At 70.1% G+C, this 20,932-nt stretch carries 18 protein-coding genes and 1 pseudogene; 8 read left to right on the top strand and 11 right to left on the bottom strand.

Features of this window, described 5'->3' with window-relative positions:
* Positions 1 to 239: 239 nt before the first annotated feature.
* Both OHS70_RS00820 and OHS70_RS00815 read left to right on the top strand, forming a co-directional pair.
* Positions 240 to 971, top strand: a complete 732-nt coding sequence (locus OHS70_RS00820; RefSeq protein WP_328392545.1) for a GntR family transcriptional regulator — start codon at positions 240 to 242, stop codon at positions 969 to 971.
* Between the two features lie 724 nt (positions 972 to 1,695).
* Positions 1,696 to 2,679, top strand: a complete 984-nt coding sequence (locus tag OHS70_RS00815; RefSeq protein WP_328392543.1) for an Acg family FMN-binding oxidoreductase — start codon at positions 1,696 to 1,698, stop codon at positions 2,677 to 2,679.
* A 106-nt stretch (positions 2,680 to 2,785) separates the two neighbouring features.
* Here the strand turns inward: OHS70_RS00815 and ppdK are convergent, their stop codons facing one another.
* The 3 genes from ppdK to OHS70_RS00800 all read right to left on the bottom strand — a co-directional run bounded on the left by ppdK (position 2,786) and on the right by OHS70_RS00800 (position 8,487).
* On the bottom strand, positions 2,786 to 5,491 hold the full coding sequence (gene ppdK / locus OHS70_RS00810; RefSeq protein WP_328392541.1) for a pyruvate, phosphate dikinase: 2,706 nt from the start codon (positions 5,489 to 5,491) through the stop codon (positions 2,786 to 2,788).
* Positions 5,492 to 5,725: 234 nt separating this feature from the next.
* The gene (locus OHS70_RS00805; RefSeq protein ID WP_328392539.1) at positions 5,726 to 7,543 is read right to left on the bottom strand and encodes a sensor histidine kinase; all 1,818 of its coding nucleotides are present in this window, start codon (positions 7,541 to 7,543) and stop codon (positions 5,726 to 5,728) included.
* Between the two features lie 95 nt (positions 7,544 to 7,638).
* A complete protein-coding gene (locus OHS70_RS00800; RefSeq protein ID WP_328392537.1) occupies positions 7,639 to 8,487 on the bottom strand; it encodes a universal stress protein in 849 nt (282 codons plus the stop codon).
* A 292-nt stretch (positions 8,488 to 8,779) separates the two neighbouring features.
* Between OHS70_RS00800 and OHS70_RS00795 the strand changes: the two genes are divergently transcribed.
* Positions 8,780 to 9,472 (top strand): response regulator transcription factor, encoded by a 693-nt coding sequence (locus OHS70_RS00795; protein WP_328392535.1) that lies wholly within the window; start codon positions 8,780 to 8,782, stop codon positions 9,470 to 9,472.
* Between the two features lie 245 nt (positions 9,473 to 9,717).
* Here the strand turns inward: OHS70_RS00795 and OHS70_RS00790 are convergent, their stop codons facing one another.
* From OHS70_RS00790 to OHS70_RS00780, 3 genes are all read right to left on the bottom strand, one after another.
* A complete protein-coding gene (locus OHS70_RS00790) occupies positions 9,718 to 10,785 on the bottom strand; it encodes a zinc-dependent alcohol dehydrogenase family protein (protein ID WP_328392533.1) in 1,068 nt (355 codons plus the stop codon).
* 552 nt (positions 10,786 to 11,337) lie between these two features.
* Positions 11,338 to 11,526 carry a hypothetical protein gene (locus OHS70_RS00785; RefSeq protein WP_328392531.1) on the bottom strand — a complete coding sequence of 63 codons (189 nt, stop codon included), beginning with the start codon at positions 11,524 to 11,526 and terminating at the stop codon, positions 11,338 to 11,340.
* Positions 11,527 to 11,799: 273 nt separating this feature from the next.
* Entirely contained in the window at positions 11,800 to 12,117 is a 318-nt protein-coding gene (locus OHS70_RS00780) for a transglycosylase family protein (protein ID WP_443062543.1), read from the bottom strand.
* 305 nt (positions 12,118 to 12,422) lie between these two features.
* On the opposite strand from OHS70_RS00780, the gene OHS70_RS00775 reads away from it, so the two are divergent.
* Both OHS70_RS00775 and OHS70_RS00770 read left to right on the top strand, forming a co-directional pair.
* Entirely contained in the window at positions 12,423 to 13,922 is a 1,500-nt protein-coding gene (locus OHS70_RS00775; RefSeq protein ID WP_328392527.1) for an SDR family oxidoreductase, read from the top strand.
* An 86-nt stretch (positions 13,923 to 14,008) separates the two neighbouring features.
* A complete protein-coding gene (locus tag OHS70_RS00770; RefSeq protein ID WP_328392525.1) occupies positions 14,009 to 15,382 on the top strand; it encodes a cryptochrome/photolyase family protein in 1,374 nt (457 codons plus the stop codon).
* A 134-nt stretch (positions 15,383 to 15,516) separates the two neighbouring features.
* Here the strand turns inward: OHS70_RS00770 and OHS70_RS00765 are convergent, their stop codons facing one another.
* The 3 genes and pseudogenes from OHS70_RS00765 to OHS70_RS00755 form a co-directional block, all read right to left on the bottom strand.
* On the bottom strand, positions 15,517 to 16,272 hold the full coding sequence (locus OHS70_RS00765; RefSeq protein ID WP_328405341.1) for a YqjF family protein: 756 nt from the start codon (positions 16,270 to 16,272) through the stop codon (positions 15,517 to 15,519).
* A 160-nt stretch (positions 16,273 to 16,432) separates the two neighbouring features.
* Positions 16,433 to 16,609, bottom strand: a complete 177-nt coding sequence (locus OHS70_RS00760; RefSeq protein WP_443062542.1) for a zinc ribbon domain-containing protein — start codon at positions 16,607 to 16,609, stop codon at positions 16,433 to 16,435.
* Between the two features lie 5 nt (positions 16,610 to 16,614).
* A pseudogene (locus OHS70_RS00755) lies at positions 16,615 to 17,090 on the bottom strand (IS200/IS605 family accessory protein TnpB-related protein); the annotation flags it as partial.
* 181 nt (positions 17,091 to 17,271) lie between these two features.
* On the opposite strand from OHS70_RS00755, the gene OHS70_RS00750 reads away from it, so the two are divergent.
* The gene (locus OHS70_RS00750; RefSeq protein ID WP_328392523.1) at positions 17,272 to 17,778 is read left to right on the top strand and encodes a GNAT family N-acetyltransferase; all 507 of its coding nucleotides are present in this window, start codon (positions 17,272 to 17,274) and stop codon (positions 17,776 to 17,778) included.
* A gap of 91 nt (positions 17,779 to 17,869) precedes the next feature.
* Here OHS70_RS00750 and OHS70_RS00745 read toward each other — a convergent pair whose 3' ends face one another.
* Positions 17,870 to 18,295: a VOC family protein gene (locus tag OHS70_RS00745; protein WP_328392521.1), complete on the bottom strand. Its 426-nt coding sequence runs from the start codon at positions 18,293 to 18,295 to the stop codon at positions 17,870 to 17,872.
* Positions 18,296 to 18,834: 539 nt separating this feature from the next.
* On the opposite strand from OHS70_RS00745, the gene OHS70_RS00740 reads away from it, so the two are divergent.
* Together OHS70_RS00740 and OHS70_RS00735 are read left to right on the top strand one after the other, a co-directional pair.
* Entirely contained in the window at positions 18,835 to 19,575 is a 741-nt protein-coding gene (locus OHS70_RS00740; RefSeq protein WP_328392519.1) for a 2OG-Fe dioxygenase family protein, read from the top strand.
* Positions 19,576 to 19,667: 92 nt separating this feature from the next.
* Complete coding sequence (locus tag OHS70_RS00735; RefSeq protein WP_328392518.1) at positions 19,668 to 20,285, top strand: LysE family translocator; 618 nt, start codon at positions 19,668 to 19,670, stop codon at positions 20,283 to 20,285.
* A gap of 9 nt (positions 20,286 to 20,294) precedes the next feature.
* Here OHS70_RS00735 and OHS70_RS00730 read toward each other — a convergent pair whose 3' ends face one another.
* Positions 20,295 to 20,783, bottom strand: a complete 489-nt coding sequence (locus OHS70_RS00730) for a YbaK/EbsC family protein (protein WP_328392516.1) — start codon at positions 20,781 to 20,783, stop codon at positions 20,295 to 20,297.
* Positions 20,784 to 20,932 lie beyond the last annotated feature (149 nt).

Below are 20,932 nucleotides of genomic sequence, written 5' to 3'. Positions count from 1 at the left end.
CAACGGAAGAAAGCACAGGTCAAAACAGATGCGTAAGGAACTCCGCCGCTTCACTGCTCCACCCCAAGAACCCAATTCTCCCCGGGCTAAAGCCCGGGGCTTCCTGGGAGAAAGCCGGTGACCGCCGCGTCCCGCACGGCACCGTGCCGACGGCACCGCAGCCGAGAGCGGCAGCCTGCCCCGGCAATTGAAACGTGACATTGTACGCTGGCCCTCCGCGTCATCCCGGAGGACATGCCATGGGCGACCTGAAGCAGCACAACCTGATCACAACGCAGGAACGGCTGCGCGACCAGGTCGCCCACGCGCTGCGTGCCGCGCTCGTCGCCGGCGAACTGCGCCCCGGCAGTGTGTACTCCGCTCCCGGCCTCGCCGCCGACTTCGGTATTTCCGCCACGCCGGTACGCGAGGCGATGCTGGATCTCGCCCGCGAAGGCCTGGTCGAGCCCGTACGCAACAAGGGGTTCAGGGTCACCGAAGTCAGCGAACGCGATCTCGACCAGTACACCGAACTCCGCGCCCTGATCGAGGTCCCGACGGTCGGCAGGGTCACCCGGACCGCCACTGCCGAACAACTCGGCGAACTGCGCCCGATCGCCGAGGAGATCGTCGCCCAGGCCCGCGAGCACAACCTCATCGGCTATCTGGACGCCGACCGCCGCTTCCATCTCGGCCTGCTCGCACTGGCCGGCAACGACCGACTGGTCGAGACGGTGGGGGAGTTGCGCAAGCGGTCCCGGCTCTACGGACTCACCCGGCTCGACGAACGCGGCCAGCTGATCGCGTCCGCAGAGGAGCACGTGGAGCTGCTGGACCTGATGATGTCGGGCGACCAGGCCGCTGCCGAGGCATGTATGGCACGCCATCTGGGACATGTCCGCTCGCTGTGGGCGCAGTCCCGCGACGAGCCGGCGACCCCGAGTCCAGGGCGCACCCTCGGCCCGAACGTCATCGGCCGCCAAGCGCGCTGAGCGTATGCGGCGGTTGCCCGGGTCCTGAGGAGTGCGCGTCCGGGCCGGAGTTCGGCGTGGAGGCGAGGGGACCGTCACCGTGGCGTCAGTACGCGCGTCATCCGGTGGTTGTGCGTGCGGGGTTCGTACGCTGCGGCCCTCTGATACGCCAGCAGGTTGATCTTGCCGCGCGGCTCTCAAGTCCGTTGATCTGCGGGTCGATGCCGCAAGGGGAATGGAGATCGTCCCGGAAGCACACGCCTTTCCGTCTGCGAAACGCCTGCATGAGGCGCACGGGGCGGCGCGTGAACGGGTGACCAGGCCGTTGGCCGGCCTCTCGTCCGGGTGCCGGGAACCCTTCCGGCGGCCGCCGCAGTCCAGGACCCTCAGCTTCAGTGTGCGCCGTAGGCGCAGCCCTGGCCGGATCGCCAGGTGATCCACCGGACCCCGGCAGCCTTCCGGGCTGCCGGGGTCCGGGTCGGGCGGGGGCTGTCAGCGTGATGAGTGACCAGGTCAGGTGGGGTTCGGAGTCCTGCGGGAGGCGTCGCGGACTCTGTGCTGATCGATGTCAGCCGACACGGGTCCTGTGACAGACGTCCGCCACACCCCGGCGATGCTGCTGCACCGCACAGCGCGGCCGGCCATCAGCGACGCATGGGCCGTTCGGCCCTGGTGGAGTCCGTTCGGCCCCTGCCCCCCCGGCCGGCCGGCCGCCACGCTGGAAGCATCAGAAGGAGGCCACACTGTGTTCACACAGACGATCGACACCTCGACCGTGGAGTTTCTCGTCGACCGTGCCACTGCCGCCCCGTCCATGCACAACGCACAACCCTGGCAGTTCCGCTTCATACGCAGCCGCGGCACACTGCAACTGCGCATGGATCCCGCCCGTGCCATGCCGGTGGCCGACCTGGCTCACCGTGCGCTACATCTGGGCTGTGGAGCGGCGCTGTTCAATCTCCGCGTAGCCACAACCCACGCCGGCCTGGCGCCGCACATCGAGCTGCTGCCCGATGCCGCCGATCCCGAGCTCCTCGCCGACATCACCTTCACCCCGCAATCCGCCGCCGACGACCGGCTCGCCGCGCTGTATCCGGCGGTCGCACTGCGGCGTACGAGCAGGGAGCCGTTCACCGGCGGGTCCGTCCCTGAGGCACTGCGCGACGTGCTGGCCGGCGCCGCCGTGGCCGAAGGCGCCCGGCTGGCGTTTCTCGGGGACTGGCAGGTGCACTCCGTCCTGGCCCTGGTGCAGGAGGCCGGGGACTGGGTGGCCGCGGATCCGGAGGTCCAGGCGGAGACCGAACGCTGGACACGTTCCGGCACGGGTGACCGTCAGCACGAAGGAATCCCGGCCTACGCTTTCGGGCCCCGCCGCTACGGAGGCCGAGCACCGGTGCGTGACTTCGTGCCCCGGAGCGATACGGGCGAGCGGCGGCGGGCCGTCTTCGAGCAGCATCCCTGCCTGGCCGTGCTCGGTACCCGGCGTGACCGCCCGGTGGACTGGCTCGACGCAGGTCAGGCCCTGGAACGTGTGCTGCTGGAGGCGACGCTCGACGGGCTGTCCACCTCTCTCGACTCGCAGGCCCTCGAGTGGCCCGAGCTGCGCTGGGCGGTGCGTGACCCGCTCACGGCGATGGGGCACGCCCAGATGCTGATCAGGTTCGGCTACGGTCCCGAAGCGCCTGCCACGCCCCGTCGGCCGCTGCGCGACGTGCTCGAGTACGTGTGAGTCGGACCCGTCACCGGGAACGGCCGGGACCGGGGCCGTCACCGGCCTGGAGCGCTCCGAGGCCGGCCGCAGGGATGTCTGCGAGGAGCCGGCTCGGGGGCGCCCGTCATGATGCCCGACGTTCGTCGGCCGCAACGGAAGCCAGTGCTGCTCTGCCCGCCTCCAGACGGGCGACCGGGATGCGGAACGGCGAGCACGAGACGTAGTCGAGTCCCACGTCGTGGAAGAAGTGCACCGACTCGGGGTCGCCGCCGTGCTCCCCGCAGACCCCGATCTTGAGATCGGGCCGGGCCGCGCGGCCTTCACGGACGGCGATCTCGACGAGGCGGCCCACGCCCTCGCGGTCGATCGTCTCGAACGGGGAAGCCTCGAAAATACCTTTGTCGAGGTAGGCCGAGAAGAACGCCGCCTCCACGTCGTCGCGGGAGAACCCCCAGGTCGTCTGCGTGAGGTCGTTCGTACCGAAGGAGAAGAACTCCGCGTCCCGGGCGATCTTTCCGGCGGTCAGGGCAGCCCGGGGCAGTTCGATCATGGTGCCGACCGGGCAGTCGACCGTGACGCCCGTCTCCCGGGACACTTCGGAGAGGACCCGCTCCACCTCCTCCTTCACCAGGTGCAGCTCCTCGACCGTGTCGACGAGCGGGACCATGATCTCCGCCCGGGGATCTCCGCCCGCACGCCTGCGCGCCACCACGGCCTCGGCGACGGCCCGCACCTGCATGGCCACCAGTCCCGGGACCACCAGACCGAGACGGACACCGCGCAGGCCGAGCATCGGATTCTCCTCGTGCATGCGCGTGACAGCCGCCAGCAGCTCGGCGTCCCGCGGCTCCGGCGCTCGGCCGAGTGCCTCGTCCCGGGCGAGCCGTACGGACAGTTCGGTCCGGTCGGGCAGGAACTCGTGCAGCGGTGGATCCAGGAGCCGGATGGTCACCGGCAGAGAGTCCATGGCCTCGAGGATGCCGGTGAAGTCCTGCCGCTGGAGCGGCAGCAGGGCGGCGAGCGCCGCTGCGCGGCCGACGTCGTCGTGCGCGAGGATCATGGCCTCCACCAGGGTGCGCCGGTCGCCGAGGAACATGTGCTCGGTACGGCACAGCCCGATGCCCTGCGCGCCGAACCGGCGGGCCCGGGCGGCGTCTTCGGGCGTATCGGCGTTGGCGCGGACCTCGAGCCGTCGTGCCGCGTCGGCCTGCTCCATGAGCCGGTGCACCTCGCGTACGGTCGGCGCCGCGTTCTCGTCGGGCAGTTCGCCGCCGCTGTCGAAGTAGCGCATGACCTCCGAGTCGATCAGCGGCACGGCGCCGAGGCGCACCACTCCTTCGGAGCCGTCGACGGAGATCACCACGCCCTCGGGCACGGTCACCCCTTCGGCGACGAAGCAGCGCTGCCGCGGGTCCACGACGATGTCCTCCGCTCCGCACACGCACACCTTGCCCATCCCGCGGGCCACCACGGCCGCGTGACTGGTCTTGCCTCCGCGGCTGGTCAGGACCGCTTGCGCGGCGACCATGCCGGGCAGGTCGTCCGGTGCTGTCTCCTGGCGTACGAGGACGACCTGCCTGCCCTCGGCCGCCCGCCGGACGGCTTCGGCCGAGTCGAACACCGCCTCGCCCACGGCGGCGCCGGGTGAGGCGGCAATGCCGTGCGCGATCACGTCCCCGGCGGCCGAAGTGTCGAAGCGCGGGAACATCAGACGGGCGAGTGCCCGGCCGTCGACCCGGTCGAGGGCCTCCCGCGCCGAGATCAGCCCTTCGTCGGTCAGCTGCGAGGCGATGCTGAACGCGGCCTGCGCCGTGCGCTTGCCGACCCGGGTCTGCAGCATCCACAGGGTGCCGCGTTCGATGGTGAACTCGATGTCGCACAGGTCGCGGTAGTGGGCTTCGAGCTTCTGCATGGTGTCGCGCAGCCGGGCGAACGACGCGGGGTCGAGCCTTGCCAGGTCCTGCAGCGGCAACGCGTTGCGGATGCCGGCGACGACGTCCTCACCCTGTGCGTTGGGCAGGTAGTCCCCGTAGATGCCGGGGCGCCCGGTGGCCGGGTCCCGGGTGAAGGCGACGCCGCTGCCGGAGTCGGCGCCCAGGTTGCCGAAGACCATGGTCTGGATGGTGACGGCGGTGCCCAGGTCGTCGGGGATGTGCTCGCGACGGCGGTAGATCCGTGCACGTTCGCCGTTCCACGAGGTGAAGACCGCGAGGACCGCGCGCCGCAGCTGCTCGGCGGGCTGCTCCGGGAAGGCTTCGCCGGTCCGCTCCTGGATCAGGTCCTTGTAGGTCTCGACCAGCCTGATCAGGTCGGCCGTGTCCAGCTGGGTGTCGTCGGCGGCACGGTGTTCCTTCCTGAGGCGGGCCAGTGCCTCCTCGAAGAGCGCGCTGTCGACACCCATCACCGTGCTGCCGAACATCTGGACGAGCCGCCGGTAGGAGTCCCAGGCGAACCGTTCCCGCTCGGGCGACCCGGCCAGCCCGAGGACGGAGTAGTCGTTCAGTCCGATGTCGAGAATCGTCTCCATCATGCCGGGCATCGAGAAGCGTGCCCCTGATCTGACCGACAGCAGCAGCGGGTGGTCCACCTGCCCGAGCCGCCGGCCGGCGGCCTGCTCCAGTGTCGCCAGGTGGGCGGCGATCTCCTGGTTGAGCTGCGCGGGCGCCTCGCCCGTCGCCAGGAACACCCGGCAGGCCTCCGTGGTGACGGTGAAACCCGGCGGCACGGGCAGCCCCATACGGGCCATCTCCGCAAGGTTGGCCCCTTTGCCGCCGAGTAGATCGGCCAAGTCCCGGCTGCCTTCGGCGAAGTCGTACACGTACTTGGTCATGGCTGCGACCAGTCCTCCCGTTCATGGCCGGGTGGGTGCGGGGCACTGGGGGAGGGCACTGCGCCCTGCCCGCGCGCCCGGTGCGGCGCCACATCCTGGAGGCCGAGGCCGGACGGCCGGCTGCCGGACGCGGCGCCGGGTGAGGTCCGCGCTCGCCCGTCGCCCGCGCGCCACCTGTGGACGCCTGCCCGTTCTCTGCGTGCCGTACGCAGAGGGACCGGCACCGCTTCGCCCTCATTGCGCCGCTGCATCACGCGGATCCCCGTAGCTGTCCGGTGCGGGCAGCGGCACCCGCCACACCAGCTGCGTACCGCCGCGTGGTCCAGGACCCACGTCCAGAGTGCCGCCCATCGCGCGGGCGCGCTCGTTGATGTTCTTGAGGCCGCTGCGGCCCGCGCCCGGCGGGATCCCCACGCCGTCGTCGGTGACGGTGAGCGTCAACTGCTCGGCCGTGACCACCAGATGCACGTCCACCGCGGCCGCCCGTGCATGGCGCGCCACGTTGCTCAGGGCCTCCACGAGCACGGCGACCAGATGCTGTCCGGGTGCGCCCGCGACCCTCGTGTCCAGCAGGCCCTCGATGCGCAGGGCGGGTGAGAAGCCGAGGGAGGCGGCCGACCCTTCGACTGCCTTGACCACCTGGCTGCGCAGCGCCTGCGCCCCCGCCGGCTCCGCCTCATGACTGCGCAGACCGAAGATGGTGGACCTGATGATCTTGATCGTGGTGTCGAGATCGTCCACGGCACGCTCCAGCCGCTCCACGGCCTGCGGATGCTCGACGAACCGTCGGGCACTTTGCAGAGTCATACCGGTGGCGAAGAGCCGCTGGATGGCGAGGTCGTGCAGGTCCCGGGCGATACGGTCCCGATCCTCGAGCAGGGTGATCTGCTCGGCGTCACTTCGCCGCTCGGCCAGCTCCATCCCCAGCGCAACCTGTTCCGCGAAGCCCATCAGCGAGCTCGACTCCTCCTTCCCGAAGTGGGCCCTGCCCTTGCCCCTGGCCAGCAGCAGGACACCATGCACGCTGTCACCCGTTCTGAGCGGTACGGCTGCCGCAGGACCCAGACCCGCCCACCGGGCCGTGTCCGGTGGGGCGCGCCGATCGTTCTCGAGGTCGGCACTGTCCACGAGCTGCCGCATCTCGTAGGCCGCCGTTATGCAGCCGTCGTCCCCGGGCAGGAGCACTCCCTCGTGCCGTTCGGCGTCCGTCCCTGCGGCGAGCGCGATACGCAGTCGGCCGGTGCCCTCGGCGGGCACCGCGATCAGGCCCAGATCCGCCGACACGATCGCACGGGCGTGCTCCACGATCAGTTCCAGCACCTGGGACCGCGGGAGGCCGGACAGCAGAGCGCTCGTGACCTCGGAGCCGGCCGCCAGCCAGCGCTCCCGGCGCCGCGCCGCTTCGTAGAGCCGCGCGTTCTCGATGGCCACGCCTGCGGCGACGGCCAGGGTCGACAGTACGAGCTCGTCCTCGGCGTCGAACGCCGCGGCGCCGCGCTTCTCGGTGAGGTAGAGGTTGCCGAAGACCTTCTCCCGCACACGGACGGGTACGCCGAGAAACGAGTGCATCGGCGGATGATGGGGCGGGAAGCCGTGTGACGCAGGGTGCTCGGACAGGTCCCCGAGCCGCAGAGGGGCAGGGTTGCGGATCAGCTCGCCCAGCAGCCCGTGACCGCTCGGGAGCGCTCCGATGGCCGCCCATTGCTCGTCGGTGACGCCGACGGGGACGAACTCGGAGAGCATCCGGTCGTCGCCGATCACCCCCAGTGCTCCGTACTCCGCGTCCACCAGCACGGTGGCGGCCTCGACGATCCCCCGGAGGACCTGGGCAAGATCCAGCTCGCGCCCGACGGACAGAACCGCTTCGAGCAGGCGGTGCACACGGTCGCGCGCGCCGCGCACGGCCTCCATGCGCACCTGCAGTTCCACCAGCAGGTCGTCCAGCCGCAGTTCCGAGAGCCGGCCGACGCCGTCGGCGGGGGCCCCGGAGAGGGATCCAGCCGGGGATTTTGGTGGGGTTCCCCGTTCGCGTGCGGGTTCGCTGTCGCTCATCGGCGCCTCCGGCAGCCGGATCTGGCCCTGTGACCGGCGTCCGGTTCCACGGTAGGGCCATGACCGGAGCAGCGCCCAGCCCTGGATCCGGCGGATCAACGCTCCGCGGCGCCAACGGTGGCGGCTTCCGGCGCATGATCGTGGGGAACGATCGCGACCGGGCAGGCCACATGGTGGACGGCCGCCTGCGTCACCGGCCCCAAGCGCGTGCCGGCACCGTCGCGGTGCCCGACCACCAGAAGGCTTGCCCGTGTGGCCGCCTTGAGCAACTGGTGCGCCGCCCTGCCCGCGACGCGGCGAACACGGAGCGGAACCTCGGGATGCTTGTCGCGCCACGGGCGCAGGGCAGAGGCCAGCGCCGGCTGACGCTCTGCCGCAAGGGCCGCCGCCTCCGGCGCGGGGAGCGGGTCGTAGGCCCGCCCGTAGGGGTAGAGCTGCGGAAGCCTCCAGCTGTGGAGCACCTCCAGGGGCACGTCACGGGCCGCCGCCGTGTCGAAGGCGAAGGAGATGAGCTCGTCACCGGCGGACTCCAGGTCGAGGCCGAGCAGCACCGGGCGGGCCCGCGCGGGCAGGGACGCTTCGTCCGCAGTCCATCCCGCGCGGGCCAGGACGACCGGTACGCGGGTGCGGGCGGTGACGTCCAGGGCAACGGAACCGATCATGAATCCGGCGAAGCCGCTGAACCCGCGCGACCCGAGAACCAGCATCCCGGACTCCCCGGCCGCCGCGAGCACAGCGTCGCCCGCAGGCCCGGTTCTGCACATCGGTACGCGTGCAGCTCCGGAAAGCCGCCGAGGAGCTCGCGCACCGCACTGTCCAGAGGATGGTTCTCGTGCCCGGCCGGGGCATCGATCCCGGACGGGTGGGTACGGGGCAGTGGACGGGGACCGGCCCGGACAAGCGTCAGCGGGAGGTCCCTCAGCAGTGCCTCGCGAGCCGCCCACTCAGCAGCGGCCAGGCTTTCGAGAGCCATCGATGCCTGCTGTGATGGTCCTTCGCATGATGCGCCCCCTTGGGTGGCGGTGGCCGGTCGGGTGATGTCCGCGCGGCCCTCGCGCGGTCCCCCCGGTCCTGCTTCGACCGTCCCACCCGAGCTGCCGGGCCGAGGAGGGGATGACCGGCCCCGGACGGGAGCCACTCGGCCCCAGCAGACGCAGACGGGGACCGTTCGGCCCTGTCGGCACGGGGCCGACCGGGACATGATCGAGTGAACGGTCCGACCTTCAAGGGGCAGACATGACCGAGGAACCGGCCTTCTCGCAGGAGACGCCCATCCGGGTCCTCCTCCTGGACGACCACGAAGTCGTACGTCGTGGACTGAACGACCTGCTCGAGGCGGAGCCGGACATCGAGGTGGTGGGGGAGGCCGCCACCGCCGAACAGGCGCTGGCCCGCGGACCCGCGCTCCGTCCGGATGTCGCGATCCTCGACGTACGCCTGCCGGACGGCAACGGCATCGCCGTGTGCCGCGACCTGCGCTCCCGTATGCCCGGCCTCGCCTGCCTCATGCTGACCTCGTTCGACGACGAGGACGCGCTGCTCGACGCCATCATGGCGGGAGCCGCCGGCTACGTCCTCAAGCAGATCAAGGGCACGGACCTCGTCTCGGCGATCCGCACCGTGGCCACGGGACAGTCCATGCTCGACCCCGCGACGACCGCCCGGCTGATGCACTCGCTGCGCGGTCCGGAAGCTGCCGGTCCCGAGGAGGACGAACGGCTGGCCGCCCTGTCCGAGCGCGAGCGCGAGGTGCTGGACCTGGTCGGCGAGGGACTGACCAACAGCCAGATCGGCAAGCGGCTCTACCTCTCGGAGAAGACGGTGAAGAACCACATCTCTCGGCTGCTGTCGAAGCTCGGCGTGGAGCGACGCGTACAGGCCGCGGTCATCGTCGCTCAGGTCCACGAACACGGAGATACGCAGCGCTGAACGGGCGCCCGGGACGCGCCCGCGCGAATGCGGGGACACGGGCCCGCGGCTGGATGCGCGCATTGTGGCGGGGAGGGCCCCATCCACTTCTCGCGGATCCTGATTGCACGGTGCGCGGCACTTGTCCGCTTCCCCGTGTCCTTTCAGGGGTCCTCCCCGTCCATTCCAGGGAACCACCTTCTGGTGCGTGACACCAGTGCCTGTCGGGTCCTGTGAATGTCCCGCTCGGCCCGTGGCCGGTCCCGCTAAGCCGGCAGCGTCACGACGTCATGGCGAGGCCCGCCGAGCACGACCTTGAGCGCGCCGGTGTCCGCCGCTCGGGCGAAGACGTCGTACGCCTCCTCCATCTGCCCCAGCTCGAACCGGTGGGTGACCAGTTCGGAGGAAGGCAGCCGGCCCGCCGCCAGCATGCGCAGCAGCAGCGGCGTGCTGTGGGTGTCGACCAGCCCGGTCGTGATCGTCACGTCCTTGATCCACAGATCCTCCAGATGCAGGGTCGCCGGCTTGCCGTGCACACCGATATTGGCGACGCGACCGCCGGGGCGGACCATGCGTGTGCACATCTCGAACGCTTCCGGCACGCCGACCGCTTCCACGACCGTATCCGCGCCCAGCCCGTCGGTGAGGTCCTCGACCAGCTTCTCCGGGTCCTCGGCCGCGTTCACCGTGGCGTCCGCTCCGAGGGCGCGAGCTGCGGTCAGCCGGGACTCGGCAAGGTCGACCACGATGATCCGCCCGGGAGTGTGGAGCTGGGCGGTTGCGATCGTGGCGAGACCGATCGGGCCCGCGCCGACCACCACGACGGTGTCACCCGGCTGCACCTGGCCGTTGAGCACGCCCACCTCGTAGGCGGTGGGAAAGATGTCGGCCAGCAGCACCGCGTCGTCGCTGCCGACGGCGCTCGGCAGCGGGTGCACGGAGAGGTCCGCGAAGGGCACCCGTACGTATTCGGCCTGCGTGCCGTCGATCAAGTGGCCCAGGACCCAGCCGCCGCCCCCACGGCACTGGCCGTAGCGGTTCTCGCGGCAGAACCGGCAGCGCCCGCACCCCGAGATGCACGACACCAGCACCCGGTCGCCCGGACGCACCGTGCGCACGTCGCTGCCGGTCTCCACCACCTCACCCACGGCTTCGTGCCCGAGGACGCGTCCCGGCGCCACTTCGGGGACGTCGCCCTTGATGATGTGCAGGTCAGTACCGCAGATCGTCACGGAGCCCACGCGGACAATGGCGTCCGCGGCGTCCTTGATGCCGGGATCGGGCACGTCCTGCCAGGACGTCTGCCCTGGCCCCTGAAACACGAGCGCCTTCATGACGTCGCCTTCTTTCGTGTGCCGCAGCGGTCGCCCCGCCTTTCGGGGTGCTCTCTGCCAGCGTCCCCCGTCCGGCCCGCGGGCGCTTGGTCCGCCCACGCCCCGGCGCTCGGCCGTGGCCCACGGCGGGGGCACCGTCGCTCGGCTCACCCCCGTGTCTGCGTCGCGAGCGGGTCCGGCAGCGTTCCCTGGATGCCGGGAATCAGCCGCAGCGCGAGTTCCCGGCCCTCCGGATTGCCGCCGCGGTCCCGTGCGACCCAGCTCACCGAGGGCTCGGCGGCTTGCGCGTACCTCCTCGGCGGCGACTTTCCGGGGTCCGGGGTGCGCGTGAGGACTCGAACGCCAGAGCCTCGGACTCTCATGACGCCGCGGAGCCGGCGACGGCGGGACCGGCGATCTGCCAGACAGGCCGCGGCCGGCGCGGGCACGGTCCGTGGACATCCTTCAGGTCCCCGGCCCTCACCCGGTGACGGCACATGGCACAGGGCGGCGGCGCGCGGCGCACCGGGCCGCCTGTCCGCGGCTCCGGACGAAAAACGCGCCCAGTGCCGCCTACAGGAGGGGACTTGAGGGCCGGGGCGAATGGCCGTACTGGGTACGGGAGTCCGCCTGCCAGGGGGTGGACGGGCGGATCGCCTCTTCCAGAGCCCGTACGGTTCGCTCCGCTTCAGTGCGCACCTGCGCCGGAATGTCGCCGAGTTCCGTGACGAGCCGGTCGTAGATCGGCGCTTCCTGCCACACGGTCAATCAGTCCTTCCCGAGAACCAGTTCTGCTCCCGCGAACCGGAAGCGGCTGTCGAGTGTAGGGCCGCCGGGCAGGACCGCCGCCCTCGCCCCCGCCGAACGGTCGCCGCAGCCATACGCTACGGGCCGGTGCATGGCCCCCAGCGCATGCCTTTTTGGTTCGTTCACCGAGTGCGGCACTCGCCATCCACGGTGCGGTCGTCAGCTGACAGGACGTGTCGGTCCGGACAGTGATCACTGAGGCGGGATGCGACCGCTTCGCAGCGCCTTTCACCTGCGGCCGCACCGGCCCCAGGCACTCATCCCCTGCTGGGCGGCGAGTCTCTTGCCGGTGGCGATCTGCTCGGCCCGGCTGGCCAGGTCGGCCCGAGGCGCGTACCGAAGGCCTCCGGCAGCCACCCAGCTCGACTGAATGAACTGCAGGCCGCCGAAGTGCCCGTTGCCCGTGTTCGCACGCCAGTTCCCGGAGGACTCGCACCGCGCGACGGCGTCCCAGTCGACGCCGCCGCCGTCCTGAGGGGCATAGGCGTACGCGGGGCCGGAGCCGAGCACGAGGACAGGAGCACAGGTCAGGGCCATGGTCAGCATCCTGATGGAATGACGGATCCGGCGGCCGGCCGAGTGACAGGGCATCAGACGTCCCTTCGTTGGGCAGTCCTGCGGAGCCACGGCAGGACTCATGGCGAACGTAAGCGGACGCGACGCGTCCCCGCACATTCTGTTGCGCCCTTCAGGGCTGCATCGGGCAACGCGCCGGGTGACGGCGCCGACGGCCGGCCCTTGACGGCCGGGATCCGAAGCCGCTCGTTGTGCGGAAGGGAACAGCGAGGCGCACCGTAGGTGGCGGGACGGGCGGTGCGTGACCGCGACCGACCGGCAGGAGGGTGGTGTGAGTGTTGCGTTGTCTCGTGGCGGGTGCGACGGGCTACATCGGCGGCCGCCTTGTGCCCGAATTGCTGGGCGCGGGGTACCAGGTGCGCTGCCTGGCCCGGACGCCGGCGAAGTTGCGTGACCATCCCTGGGCGCGGGACGTCGAGGTCGTGCGCGGCGATGTGACCGATGCGGGGTCACTGGGGGAGGCCATGCGGGATGTCGACGTGGCCTACTACCTGGTGCATGCCCTGACCACCGGCTCCGGCTTCGAGGAGACCGACCGGCAAGCGGCAGAGAACTTCTCCGGGCAGGCTCGTGCCGCCGGGGTGCGGCGGATCGTCTATCTGGGCGGGCTGACGCCGGCCGGAGTCCCCGAGCGTGACCTGTCCGCGCACCTGCGCTCGCGCGCAGAGGTGGGACAGGTCTTCCTGAGCTCGGGCGTGCCGGCGACGGTGCTGCGCGCGGCAGTGATCATCGGTTCGGGATCCGCGTCCTTCGAGATGCTGAGGTATCTGACCGAGCGGCTGCCGGTCATGGTGACGCCGAGCTGGGTCGGCACCCGTATCCAGCCCGTCGCCGTCCGTGACGTGCTGCGGTATCTCGTCGGCAGCGCGGAGATGCCCGATTCGGTGAGCCGGACGTTCGACATCGGCGGGCCGGACGTGGTCACGTACGAGGAGATGATGCACCGGTACGCCGCGGTGGCGAATCTGCCGGACCGCTTCATCGTGCGGGTGCCGATGCTGACACCACGCCTGTCCAGCCTCTGGATCGGGCTGGTCACGCCCGTTCCGCAGTCGCTCGCCCGGCCGCTGGCCGAATCGCTGCGCCATGAGGTCGTCTGCCGCGAGCACGACATCGCCCGGTACGTGCCCGATCCGCCGGGCACTCCGATCGGCTTCGACCGCGCCCTCGCCCTCGCCCTCCAGCGCGTCCGTGACGCACAGGTCGCCACCCGCTGGTCGTCCGCCTCCCTGCCCGGGGCTCCTAGCGATCCTCTGCCGACTGATCCGGCCTGGGCGGGCGGGAGCCTGTACTGCGACCGGCGGGCACGGACCGTCGACGCGTCGCGGGAGGCCCTGTGGCGGGTGATCGAGGGCATCGGCGGCGAGAACGGCTGGTATTCCTTCCCGCTCGCATGGGCGGTGAGGGGCTGGCTGGACCGGCTTGCCGGCGGGGTCGGGCTCCGGCGCGGACGCCGGGACGCGGCGCGGCTGAGGGTGGGCGACTCGCTGGACTTCTGGCGGGTGGAGGAGATCGAGCCGGGGCGGCTGCTGCGGCTTCGTGCCGAGATGCGTCTGCCGGGGCTGGCATGGCTGGAGATGTACGCCGAAGGGGACGGCAACGGCCCCACCCGCTACCGGCAGCGGGCACTGTTCCATCCACGCGGCCTGCTCGGGCACATGTACTGGTGGAGTGTGTCACCGTTCCACGCCCTGGTGTTCGGGGGCATGGCGCGCAACATCGCGAGGGCCGCGGGCCGTGCGGATGCCGCGCGTGAGGCCCATCCCGCGGATTGAACCCGTGACGAGCGCATCCGCCGGCCGCGTGCCGCCGTTGGCTTTGGGACGGCAGTACCGTCACGACCCTCCTTGGGAGTGCCTTCATGAAGTGCGCAGTCGTCCTGTTCACCTCCGATCTGCGGCTGCACGACCATCCGCCGCTGCGGGCGGCTCTCAGCGCCTGCGAGCAAGTGGTACCGGTGTTCGTCCTGGACGACGGCATCAGGGCCGCCGGATTCCAGGCTCCCCACCGGCAGGCGTTCCTGGCCGACTGCCTGACAGATCTCGACGAGCAGCTGCGCGCCCGCGGCGGTCGGCTTGTCGTCCGCTCGGGTGACGTCGTCGACGAGGTCGGCGCAGTCGCACACGAAGCGGACGCGGACGAGGTGCACATGGCAGGAGGTGTCAGCAGCTACGCCCACGCCCGCGAGGAGCGGCTGCGTGCCGCACTCGATGAGCAGGGCCGCAGACTGTACGTCCACGACGCCGTGGTCACCGCGCTCGCCCCCGGCGCCGTCGTCCCCTCCGGCTCGGACCACTACGCGGTCTTCACCCCGTACTACCGCCGCTGGTCGCAGGAGGAGATCCGCGGCACGCTCGCTGCGCCCCGCTCCGTGCGCGTGCCCGACGCCGTCCGCTCGCAGAAGATCCCCTCCCGCAAAGACGTCGCAGGGGTCGGCGAAGGCCTGGCCGACGGCGGGGAGAGCGAGGCTCGCAAGCAGCTGGCGCGATGGCTCCGAAGCGGGCTCGGGCGGTACGAGCAGATGCGTGACGACCTTGCGGCCGATGCCACGTCGAAGCTCTCTGCCCACCTGCACTTCGGCACGCTCTCCGCAGCCGAAGTCGTCCACCGCGCCCGCTCCGCGGGCGGTCCGGGCGCCGACGCGTACGTACGCCAGCTCTGCTGGCGCGACTTCCACCACCAGGTGCTCGCCGCGCGGCCCCGCGCCGCAGCCGACGACTACCGCGACCGGCACGACCTCTGGCGCACCGGTAGCGAGGCCGAGGACGACATCGAAGCATGGAAGAACGGGCGCACCGGCTACCCGGTCGTCGACGCCGCCATGCGCCAGCTGCGCCACGAAGGCTGGATGCACAACCGGGGGAGACTGCTGGCCGCGAGCTTCCTGGCCAAGACGCTGTACGTGGACTGGCGCACCGGCGCCCGGCACTTCCTCGACCTGCTGGTCGACGGTGATCTGGCGAACAACCAGCTCAACTGGCAGTGGGTCGCAGGAACGGGCACGGACACCCGGCCGAACCGCGTACTCGACCCCGTTCGCCAGGGCCGGCTCCACGACCCGGACGGCACGTACGTACGGCGCTGGGTACCCGAGCTCGAAGACCTTCGAGGAACTGCTGTGCACGAACCCTGGAAGCTCCGGCGCCACGACCGCACCCGCGGCGGCTATCCCGAGCCGCTGGTCGCTCTCGCCGAAGGCCACAGACGCTTCGAGCGAGGCCGCGGCATCGACTGACCGGGCGGCCGCAACACGGTGCACTGTGCAGCGTCTGAGCGTCGTGGCAGTGGCATGGGTGCGGTGAAGCCCGACCGGCCCACCGGCCCTACATCCGAGCAGAGCTCGCGTGCGGCCCGCGGCAGGCGCGGCGATCAGGGTGTGGGGATGCCGCCGGGACGGGCCGGGCGTCCGAAGCGCACGGCGACGCCGGGGGAGTACAGCACGCTCGCCGGCTCGCCGAGCGGCGTCGGGAGTCCTGCGATCGTGGTGAGATCCTCGTCACACTCGACCAGTTCGGCGCGGTGCAGCGGCCACTGCGGGTGGGTGTTCGGGAGATACATCTGCCGTCCGTACGACGTGTTGTGCATGCCCCAGCGTGCCGTGAGGAAGAGCTCGAGGGCGGTGGGTTCCTGGATCCGCACGCCCGGGCGGATGGTGATCCGGCTGTGCGCACCGCGGGGACCCGGCCAGCGCCTGGTGCTCGTGTAGGTGATCGTGTCCTCGCCGTGGGAGATGCTCATCCGGGACCACAGGTACGGCAGCCGGAAGAGCGCCCGCGCGACCGCGACGGGGATCAGGCGTGAGGCGTCGAGCGAGCGGAAGACGACCCCGCGACGTCCTTGGGCATCCACGGAGTAGAGGCGGACATTGGTCTCCGGGAAGGTGCCCAGGTACGGGACACCGGGGAGACGAAACCAGCCGACGCGGTGCATACGGAAGGGGACGAGGCCCACGTAGGTGGCCCCGTCGAGTGTGTCGGGGACCGTATCCGCCGGCAGGAGCGGGGACACGTCTGCGGGGTCGACGGCCCAGTGCAGGAAAGCCAGGTCGAGCCACGACTGCGTGAGCAGCGGATGTGCGGTGGAGGTGGGCGGGTCGGCGGTTATCGGTTCAGGGGCGAGCGGCAAGGCGGACACGGCGCCAGCATCGCACGCGCCGTTGACCCCGGCGGCCTGCGACCTCCCAGAGTGACGCACGCCTCCAACCAGCCCCTCCGTGGCGGGTTGCCCGGCAGCGGCCCGAGTGACTCCTCCCCCGGATGAATCCGGTGGCTTCTCCTGTCGGTGGTCAGGCCACGTCGGGAAGGACCAGCCCGGCCCTGATGGCGAGGTTGAGTGCGCCGACCTGGTCGGCGTTGGCGGTGTGGCCGCAGCCGGTGCACTCGAACTTTGCTTGGGTGGTGCGGCTCTCGCCGGACACGTGCCCGCAGGCGGGGCAGGTGCGGGAGGTGTTGCGGGGGTCCACCGGGATCAGCTTGCGACCGGCGCTTTCAGCCTTGTGCACAGGCTCAGCCGGACGCTCCGAACGGTGTTGAGCGTCCTGGTCCCCCGCGTTCGCGCCGCATCCGGTGCCAGCAGGTCGTGTCCGTGGTCCGGGGATGCGGGGGCGGGTTTCCCTACGTCCTCGGGTGCCGTGCCCGGCCTGGGCGGTCCGATGCCCACGACGATCGCTCTGGTCGTCGTGGGGCGGGTGCCGTCCGTCGCCTGATGCGGTGCCCGAGGGCGCGTCGCCCGATCGCGACGCTCGCCGCGTCGTGACGGGTGGTCTTCCTGGTGAGGGGCTTCTGCCAGTGCTCGGCGCCCCACATCGAGGTGTAGGCGGGATCGACCGCGACCACGGTGATGCCTAGCTCGGCCGCCATGCTCACGAGTCGTGCCCGCAGCTTGCTCACGGGCATGCCGGAGATCAGCTTGCGGAACCGCTTGCGCCGTCCGTGCGAGGGCTTCACGTACAGCTCGCGTCAGCACCTGCTGACACTCCGCGGACCTCGGAGTGTCCATCAGCCCTTCCGCTACCTCGGCGCGGATCCCGATGCCGGCCCCAACTACACCGGACAGCCCGCCGTAGCGTCGTCCTGTCAACGGCTCCTGTGACGCACCTGTCAGCACTCGTTGGACAATGCGTTCATGCATATTCGAGCAGTGCACCCGGACGAGTTGCCCATCCTCCAGGACATCGAAAGAGCCGCCGGGCGGTGCTTCCGGGACATCGGCATGCCAGAGATCGCCGACGACGAGCCACTACCTGTCGGTGAACTCGCCCGCTACCAGAAGGCCGGACTGGCCTGGGTCGCGGCCGACGACGCCGACGCCCCGGTCGCCTACCTGATTGCCGGCCACGTCGACGGCAATCTCCACGTCGAGCAGGTCTCGGTGCACCCGGACAGTGCACGCCGCGGTATCGGCCGGTCCCTGTTGGACAATCTGGCGGCTCACGGCACGCGCGACGGGATACCCGCCCTGACCCTCACCACGTTCACCGAAGTCCCGTGGAACGCCCCGTACTACGCGCGCTGCGGATTCCTGTCCGTGGACGAAGGCATGCTTGCTCCTGGTCTGCGGGAGATCCGCGAACGCGAAAGGGCTCATGGCCTGGACAGGTGGCCGCGGGTCTGCATGCGCCGCGCGCTGTGACACCGCGGTGGTTCTCGTGAACATCCGACGAGCCGTTGGCCACCAACTGCTCGCGACCCGGAGCAGCGGCAAGGGGCTGTCGGAGAGGAGTTCAGGTGACAGGCTCTCCGATGCCGAGCATGTTCCCCTCGCTGTCGCGGAACCAGGCCCCGCGTTCACCCCGTGCGCCCTTGCTCGGGTAGTTCCCGTCGATCTCGGCAATCCCGTCTCTGGTACGCAGTCCGGGCAGGTCGACCTCCTCGAACGCCACGCCGCGCCGCCTGAGTTCTGACACGGCCGCTTCGATGTCGTCGACCTCCCAGCCCATCTGTGTGAAGGTGCCCGGTGACGCTCCTGCGGACTGGAACAGGGCGAAGTCCACGCCCCCGCAGCGGTACAGCAGCCCTCCGGGCCGTTCATCCACCGGCTCGAGCCCGAGCTGTTCACGGTAGAACCGCCGCGCCCGGTCCAGGTCCTGGGCAGGCAGCCTGGTGGCCGGGCGCGCACCGGCCAAGATGTTCATGCCGTGTGTGTTCATGTCTCCACTGTGCGGCTGATCGCCGTGTCCGGCACGTGCGCGAAACCCGGACCGGTGGGCATCGACGATTGCCCGCCCCGAGGGCGCGGCTGCTGTCCTGCCACTTGCTGCACACCGATGGCCGGTCCGCGCGGTCGAGGTTGCAGCAACTGCGTTGTCACTGCCGAACGGTGCGCCTGGTGCGTTCGGTCCCGCCGCAACGCCCGGCCGCCCCGGGGAGCCGCCTCTACCGACCGGGGCGCGCATTGCTGCAGTGGCGGATCCGGTGCACGGAACTGCGCATGCCGCCGGACAGTCAGGGGGCCCGGATTCGGCCATGGCTTGAATTCGTACGCTCCAGTCCTGGACCGGCCGGGCGGAAATCCGCTGACAAAGGTCGTTGACGCAGAATAGCCGCCGCAGAAACTGGGTGATGAATTTCACTCCGAGGCCGCGGAAAGGTGAAATATTTCGCATATCGGGCACGCTGTTGACATGATCGTATTCCGTATCGCATTCTCGGAACGACCATGATCACCTAGCGGTACGGGGACGAAATCATGCCGTTGACATACGATGCCGGCGTCGAGGAACTCTGCGAAATTCTTTCGAAGCAGAGCTATGCACAGGAGGCCGGCGAAAGAGTCAAGCACCTGCTTTCCCTGCGGAATGAAAGCGCGTTACGTGATGTGGACGCCTTCCGCGACAGCTGGAACGGCATGCCGCTCGACGCCTACATGGCCGACGGCGGCCGCTACCGCAGGCGGCGCCACGCCACCCTCAGTGCCCCGCGTGCGGGCCGCGGATACCGCGTGGAGGCCCACCAGCCGCACTACCAGGGCCTGGACTACAACAATCTCAACGGCGGAATCGCCCGCCACTACGAGCCGTTCGAGGACCGCATCCTCCACGGCGAGACCATGAACAGCCTGCTCATCCTGGGCTGCGACGTCTTCGGACGTCTGGCGCCCTACTCGGACTGGCACATCGAGGCCCACCAGTTCCGCATCGAGGTCAACGGCGAGGAGGTCGGCCGGCCGACCCCGGAGGGCGTCCACCGTGACGGTGTCACCTTTGTGCTCATGGCGATGATCGGCCGTTCCAACGCGATCGGCGGCGAGAGCACCGTGTACAACCTCGACAGGCAGCCGCTGGACAAGTTCACGCTCTGCGAGCCCCTGGACCTGGCTCTCGTGAACGACGAGCGTGTCTTCCACGGCGTCAGCCCCATCGAGCAGCTGGACTCCTCCCGGCCCGCCGAGCGCGACGTCCTGGTGATCACCTACCGTCACCGGCCGTGATCCGCGATACGGGGCCGTCCCGCGCGGCGGCCCCGTATTGTGCGTCATTGCCTCGACAGCCGCCCGAGAACCGCACGAGAAAACCGGAGCCCATGGGCCAGATAATCGCCGTTGCCGTCATCACCGTTCTGGCAGTCATCAGCCCCGGCGCGGATTTTGCCATGACCGTGCGCAACAGCTATCTGTACGGGCGGACCGCCGGCCTGCTTTCCGCACTGGGAATTTCACTTGGCGTGCTGGTGCATGTTGCTTACACCATGCTGGGTGTCGGCATTCTGGTGAGCAGAACTCCGTCGCTTTTCACCGCGATGAAACTCGTCGGCGCCGTGTATCTGGTGTACATCGGCTACAAGACCTTTGTCACCCGCACCAAAGATGACATCGACCTTTCCTCCGATGACGGCATGTCCAAGGCGGGCGCACTGCGGACGGGCTTCCTCACCAATGCTCTGAACCCCAAGACGATGCTCTTCGTCGTCAGCACCTACACCCAGGTCGTCAGTGCCGGCACCCCCGTCGTCCGGCAGATCGGCTACGGCCTGTTCATGTCGGTCGCTCATCTGGCGTGGTTCTGCCTGGCCGCGGTGTTCTTCTCCAACGAGAGCCTGCGCATCCGCCTGCTGCGTCGGCAGGCGGTCCTCAACAAGGTGATCGGCGCGGTGCTGGTCGGGCTGGGCATGACGCTGGCCCTCACCCCGGCCGTGCAGTGAACGCGGCCGTCACGTTTGGGCGATGACCTCGACGCGCGGCTCTGCAATCGACAGGTAGTCGTTGGAGGAGAGTGCGACGGAGCGGTCGAGCCGGGCCGCGTTGAAGTAGATCTCCGGGTTCCGCAGCAGCTCCGGGTCGACGAACAGCTCCAGCCCTTCGTCGAACGAGAACGGCAGGATCGTGCCGCTCTGCGAGCCGGCGAGTCTCTCGGCCGCTTCCTGGGACGCAAACGAGGCGTAGGTGCCCTCGTAGAGCGCTTTCACCTTGGCCAGATCCACTCTCTTGTCGCCCGGCACGACGGCCAGCGCGTAGCGGGTCACCTTCTTGCCGACCTTCACCATCACGATGATGCACTTCGCGGCCTGCCCCAACTCGTTGCCCCGCAGTGCGCTCACCGCCTCCGTCGCGCCCTCTGCGGCATGCTCGATGACACGATAGGCCGCCCCGTGCTCATCGAGCAGGGTGATCAACTTGTCGTACATGCCGTCCCCGCTCATCGTTCTCCCACCTCAACGCCGTACGCGCCGAACGATGTTGCATGATGCCAGAACGCTCGCACCCCGCTCCGGGAACAGTGGCCGGATTCCGTCGCATCAGCGAGATGGCGGCCCCTGGTGCGCGCAGAAGGAGGTGGGTAGGTGGCATG

It is taken from the genome of Streptomyces sp. NBC_00390, assembly GCF_036057275.1.
Classification (GTDB): domain Bacteria; phylum Actinomycetota; class Actinomycetes; order Streptomycetales; family Streptomycetaceae; genus Streptomyces.
Note: the sequence above shows the minus strand (reverse complement) of the source record. Positions and strands in the feature narration are given on the sequence as shown.

Bases quoted from the DNA above. Each gene is read 5' to 3' on its own strand.
- OHS70_RS00820 (WP_328392545.1), top strand. From the start codon at position 240: ATGGGCGACCTGAAGCAGCACAACCTGATCACAACGCAGGAACGGCTG.
- ppdK (WP_328392541.1), bottom strand. From the start codon at position 5,491: ATGACCAAGTACGTGTACGACTTCGCCGAAGGCAGCCGGGACTTGGCC.
- OHS70_RS00805 (WP_328392539.1), bottom strand. From the start codon at position 7,543: ATGAGCGACAGCGAACCCGCACGCGAACGGGGAACCCCACCAAAATCC.
- OHS70_RS00795 (WP_328392535.1), top strand. From the start codon at position 8,780: ATGACCGAGGAACCGGCCTTCTCGCAGGAGACGCCCATCCGGGTCCTC.
- OHS70_RS00790 (WP_328392533.1), bottom strand. From the start codon at position 10,785: ATGAAGGCGCTCGTGTTTCAGGGGCCAGGGCAGACGTCCTGGCAGGAC.
- OHS70_RS00780 (WP_443062543.1), bottom strand. From the start codon at position 12,117: ATGCTGACCATGGCCCTGACCTGTGCTCCTGTCCTCGTGCTCGGCTCC.
- OHS70_RS00770 (WP_328392525.1), top strand. From the start codon at position 14,009: ATGAAGTGCGCAGTCGTCCTGTTCACCTCCGATCTGCGGCTGCACGAC.
- OHS70_RS00750 (WP_328392523.1), top strand. From the start codon at position 17,272: ATGCATATTCGAGCAGTGCACCCGGACGAGTTGCCCATCCTCCAGGAC.
- OHS70_RS00745 (WP_328392521.1), bottom strand. From the start codon at position 18,295: ATGAACACACACGGCATGAACATCTTGGCCGGTGCGCGCCCGGCCACC.
- OHS70_RS00740 (WP_328392519.1), top strand. From the start codon at position 18,835: ATGCCGTTGACATACGATGCCGGCGTCGAGGAACTCTGCGAAATTCTT.
- OHS70_RS00735 (WP_328392518.1), top strand. From the start codon at position 19,668: ATGGGCCAGATAATCGCCGTTGCCGTCATCACCGTTCTGGCAGTCATC.
- OHS70_RS00730 (WP_328392516.1), bottom strand. From the start codon at position 20,783: ATGAGCGGGGACGGCATGTACGACAAGTTGATCACCCTGCTCGATGAG.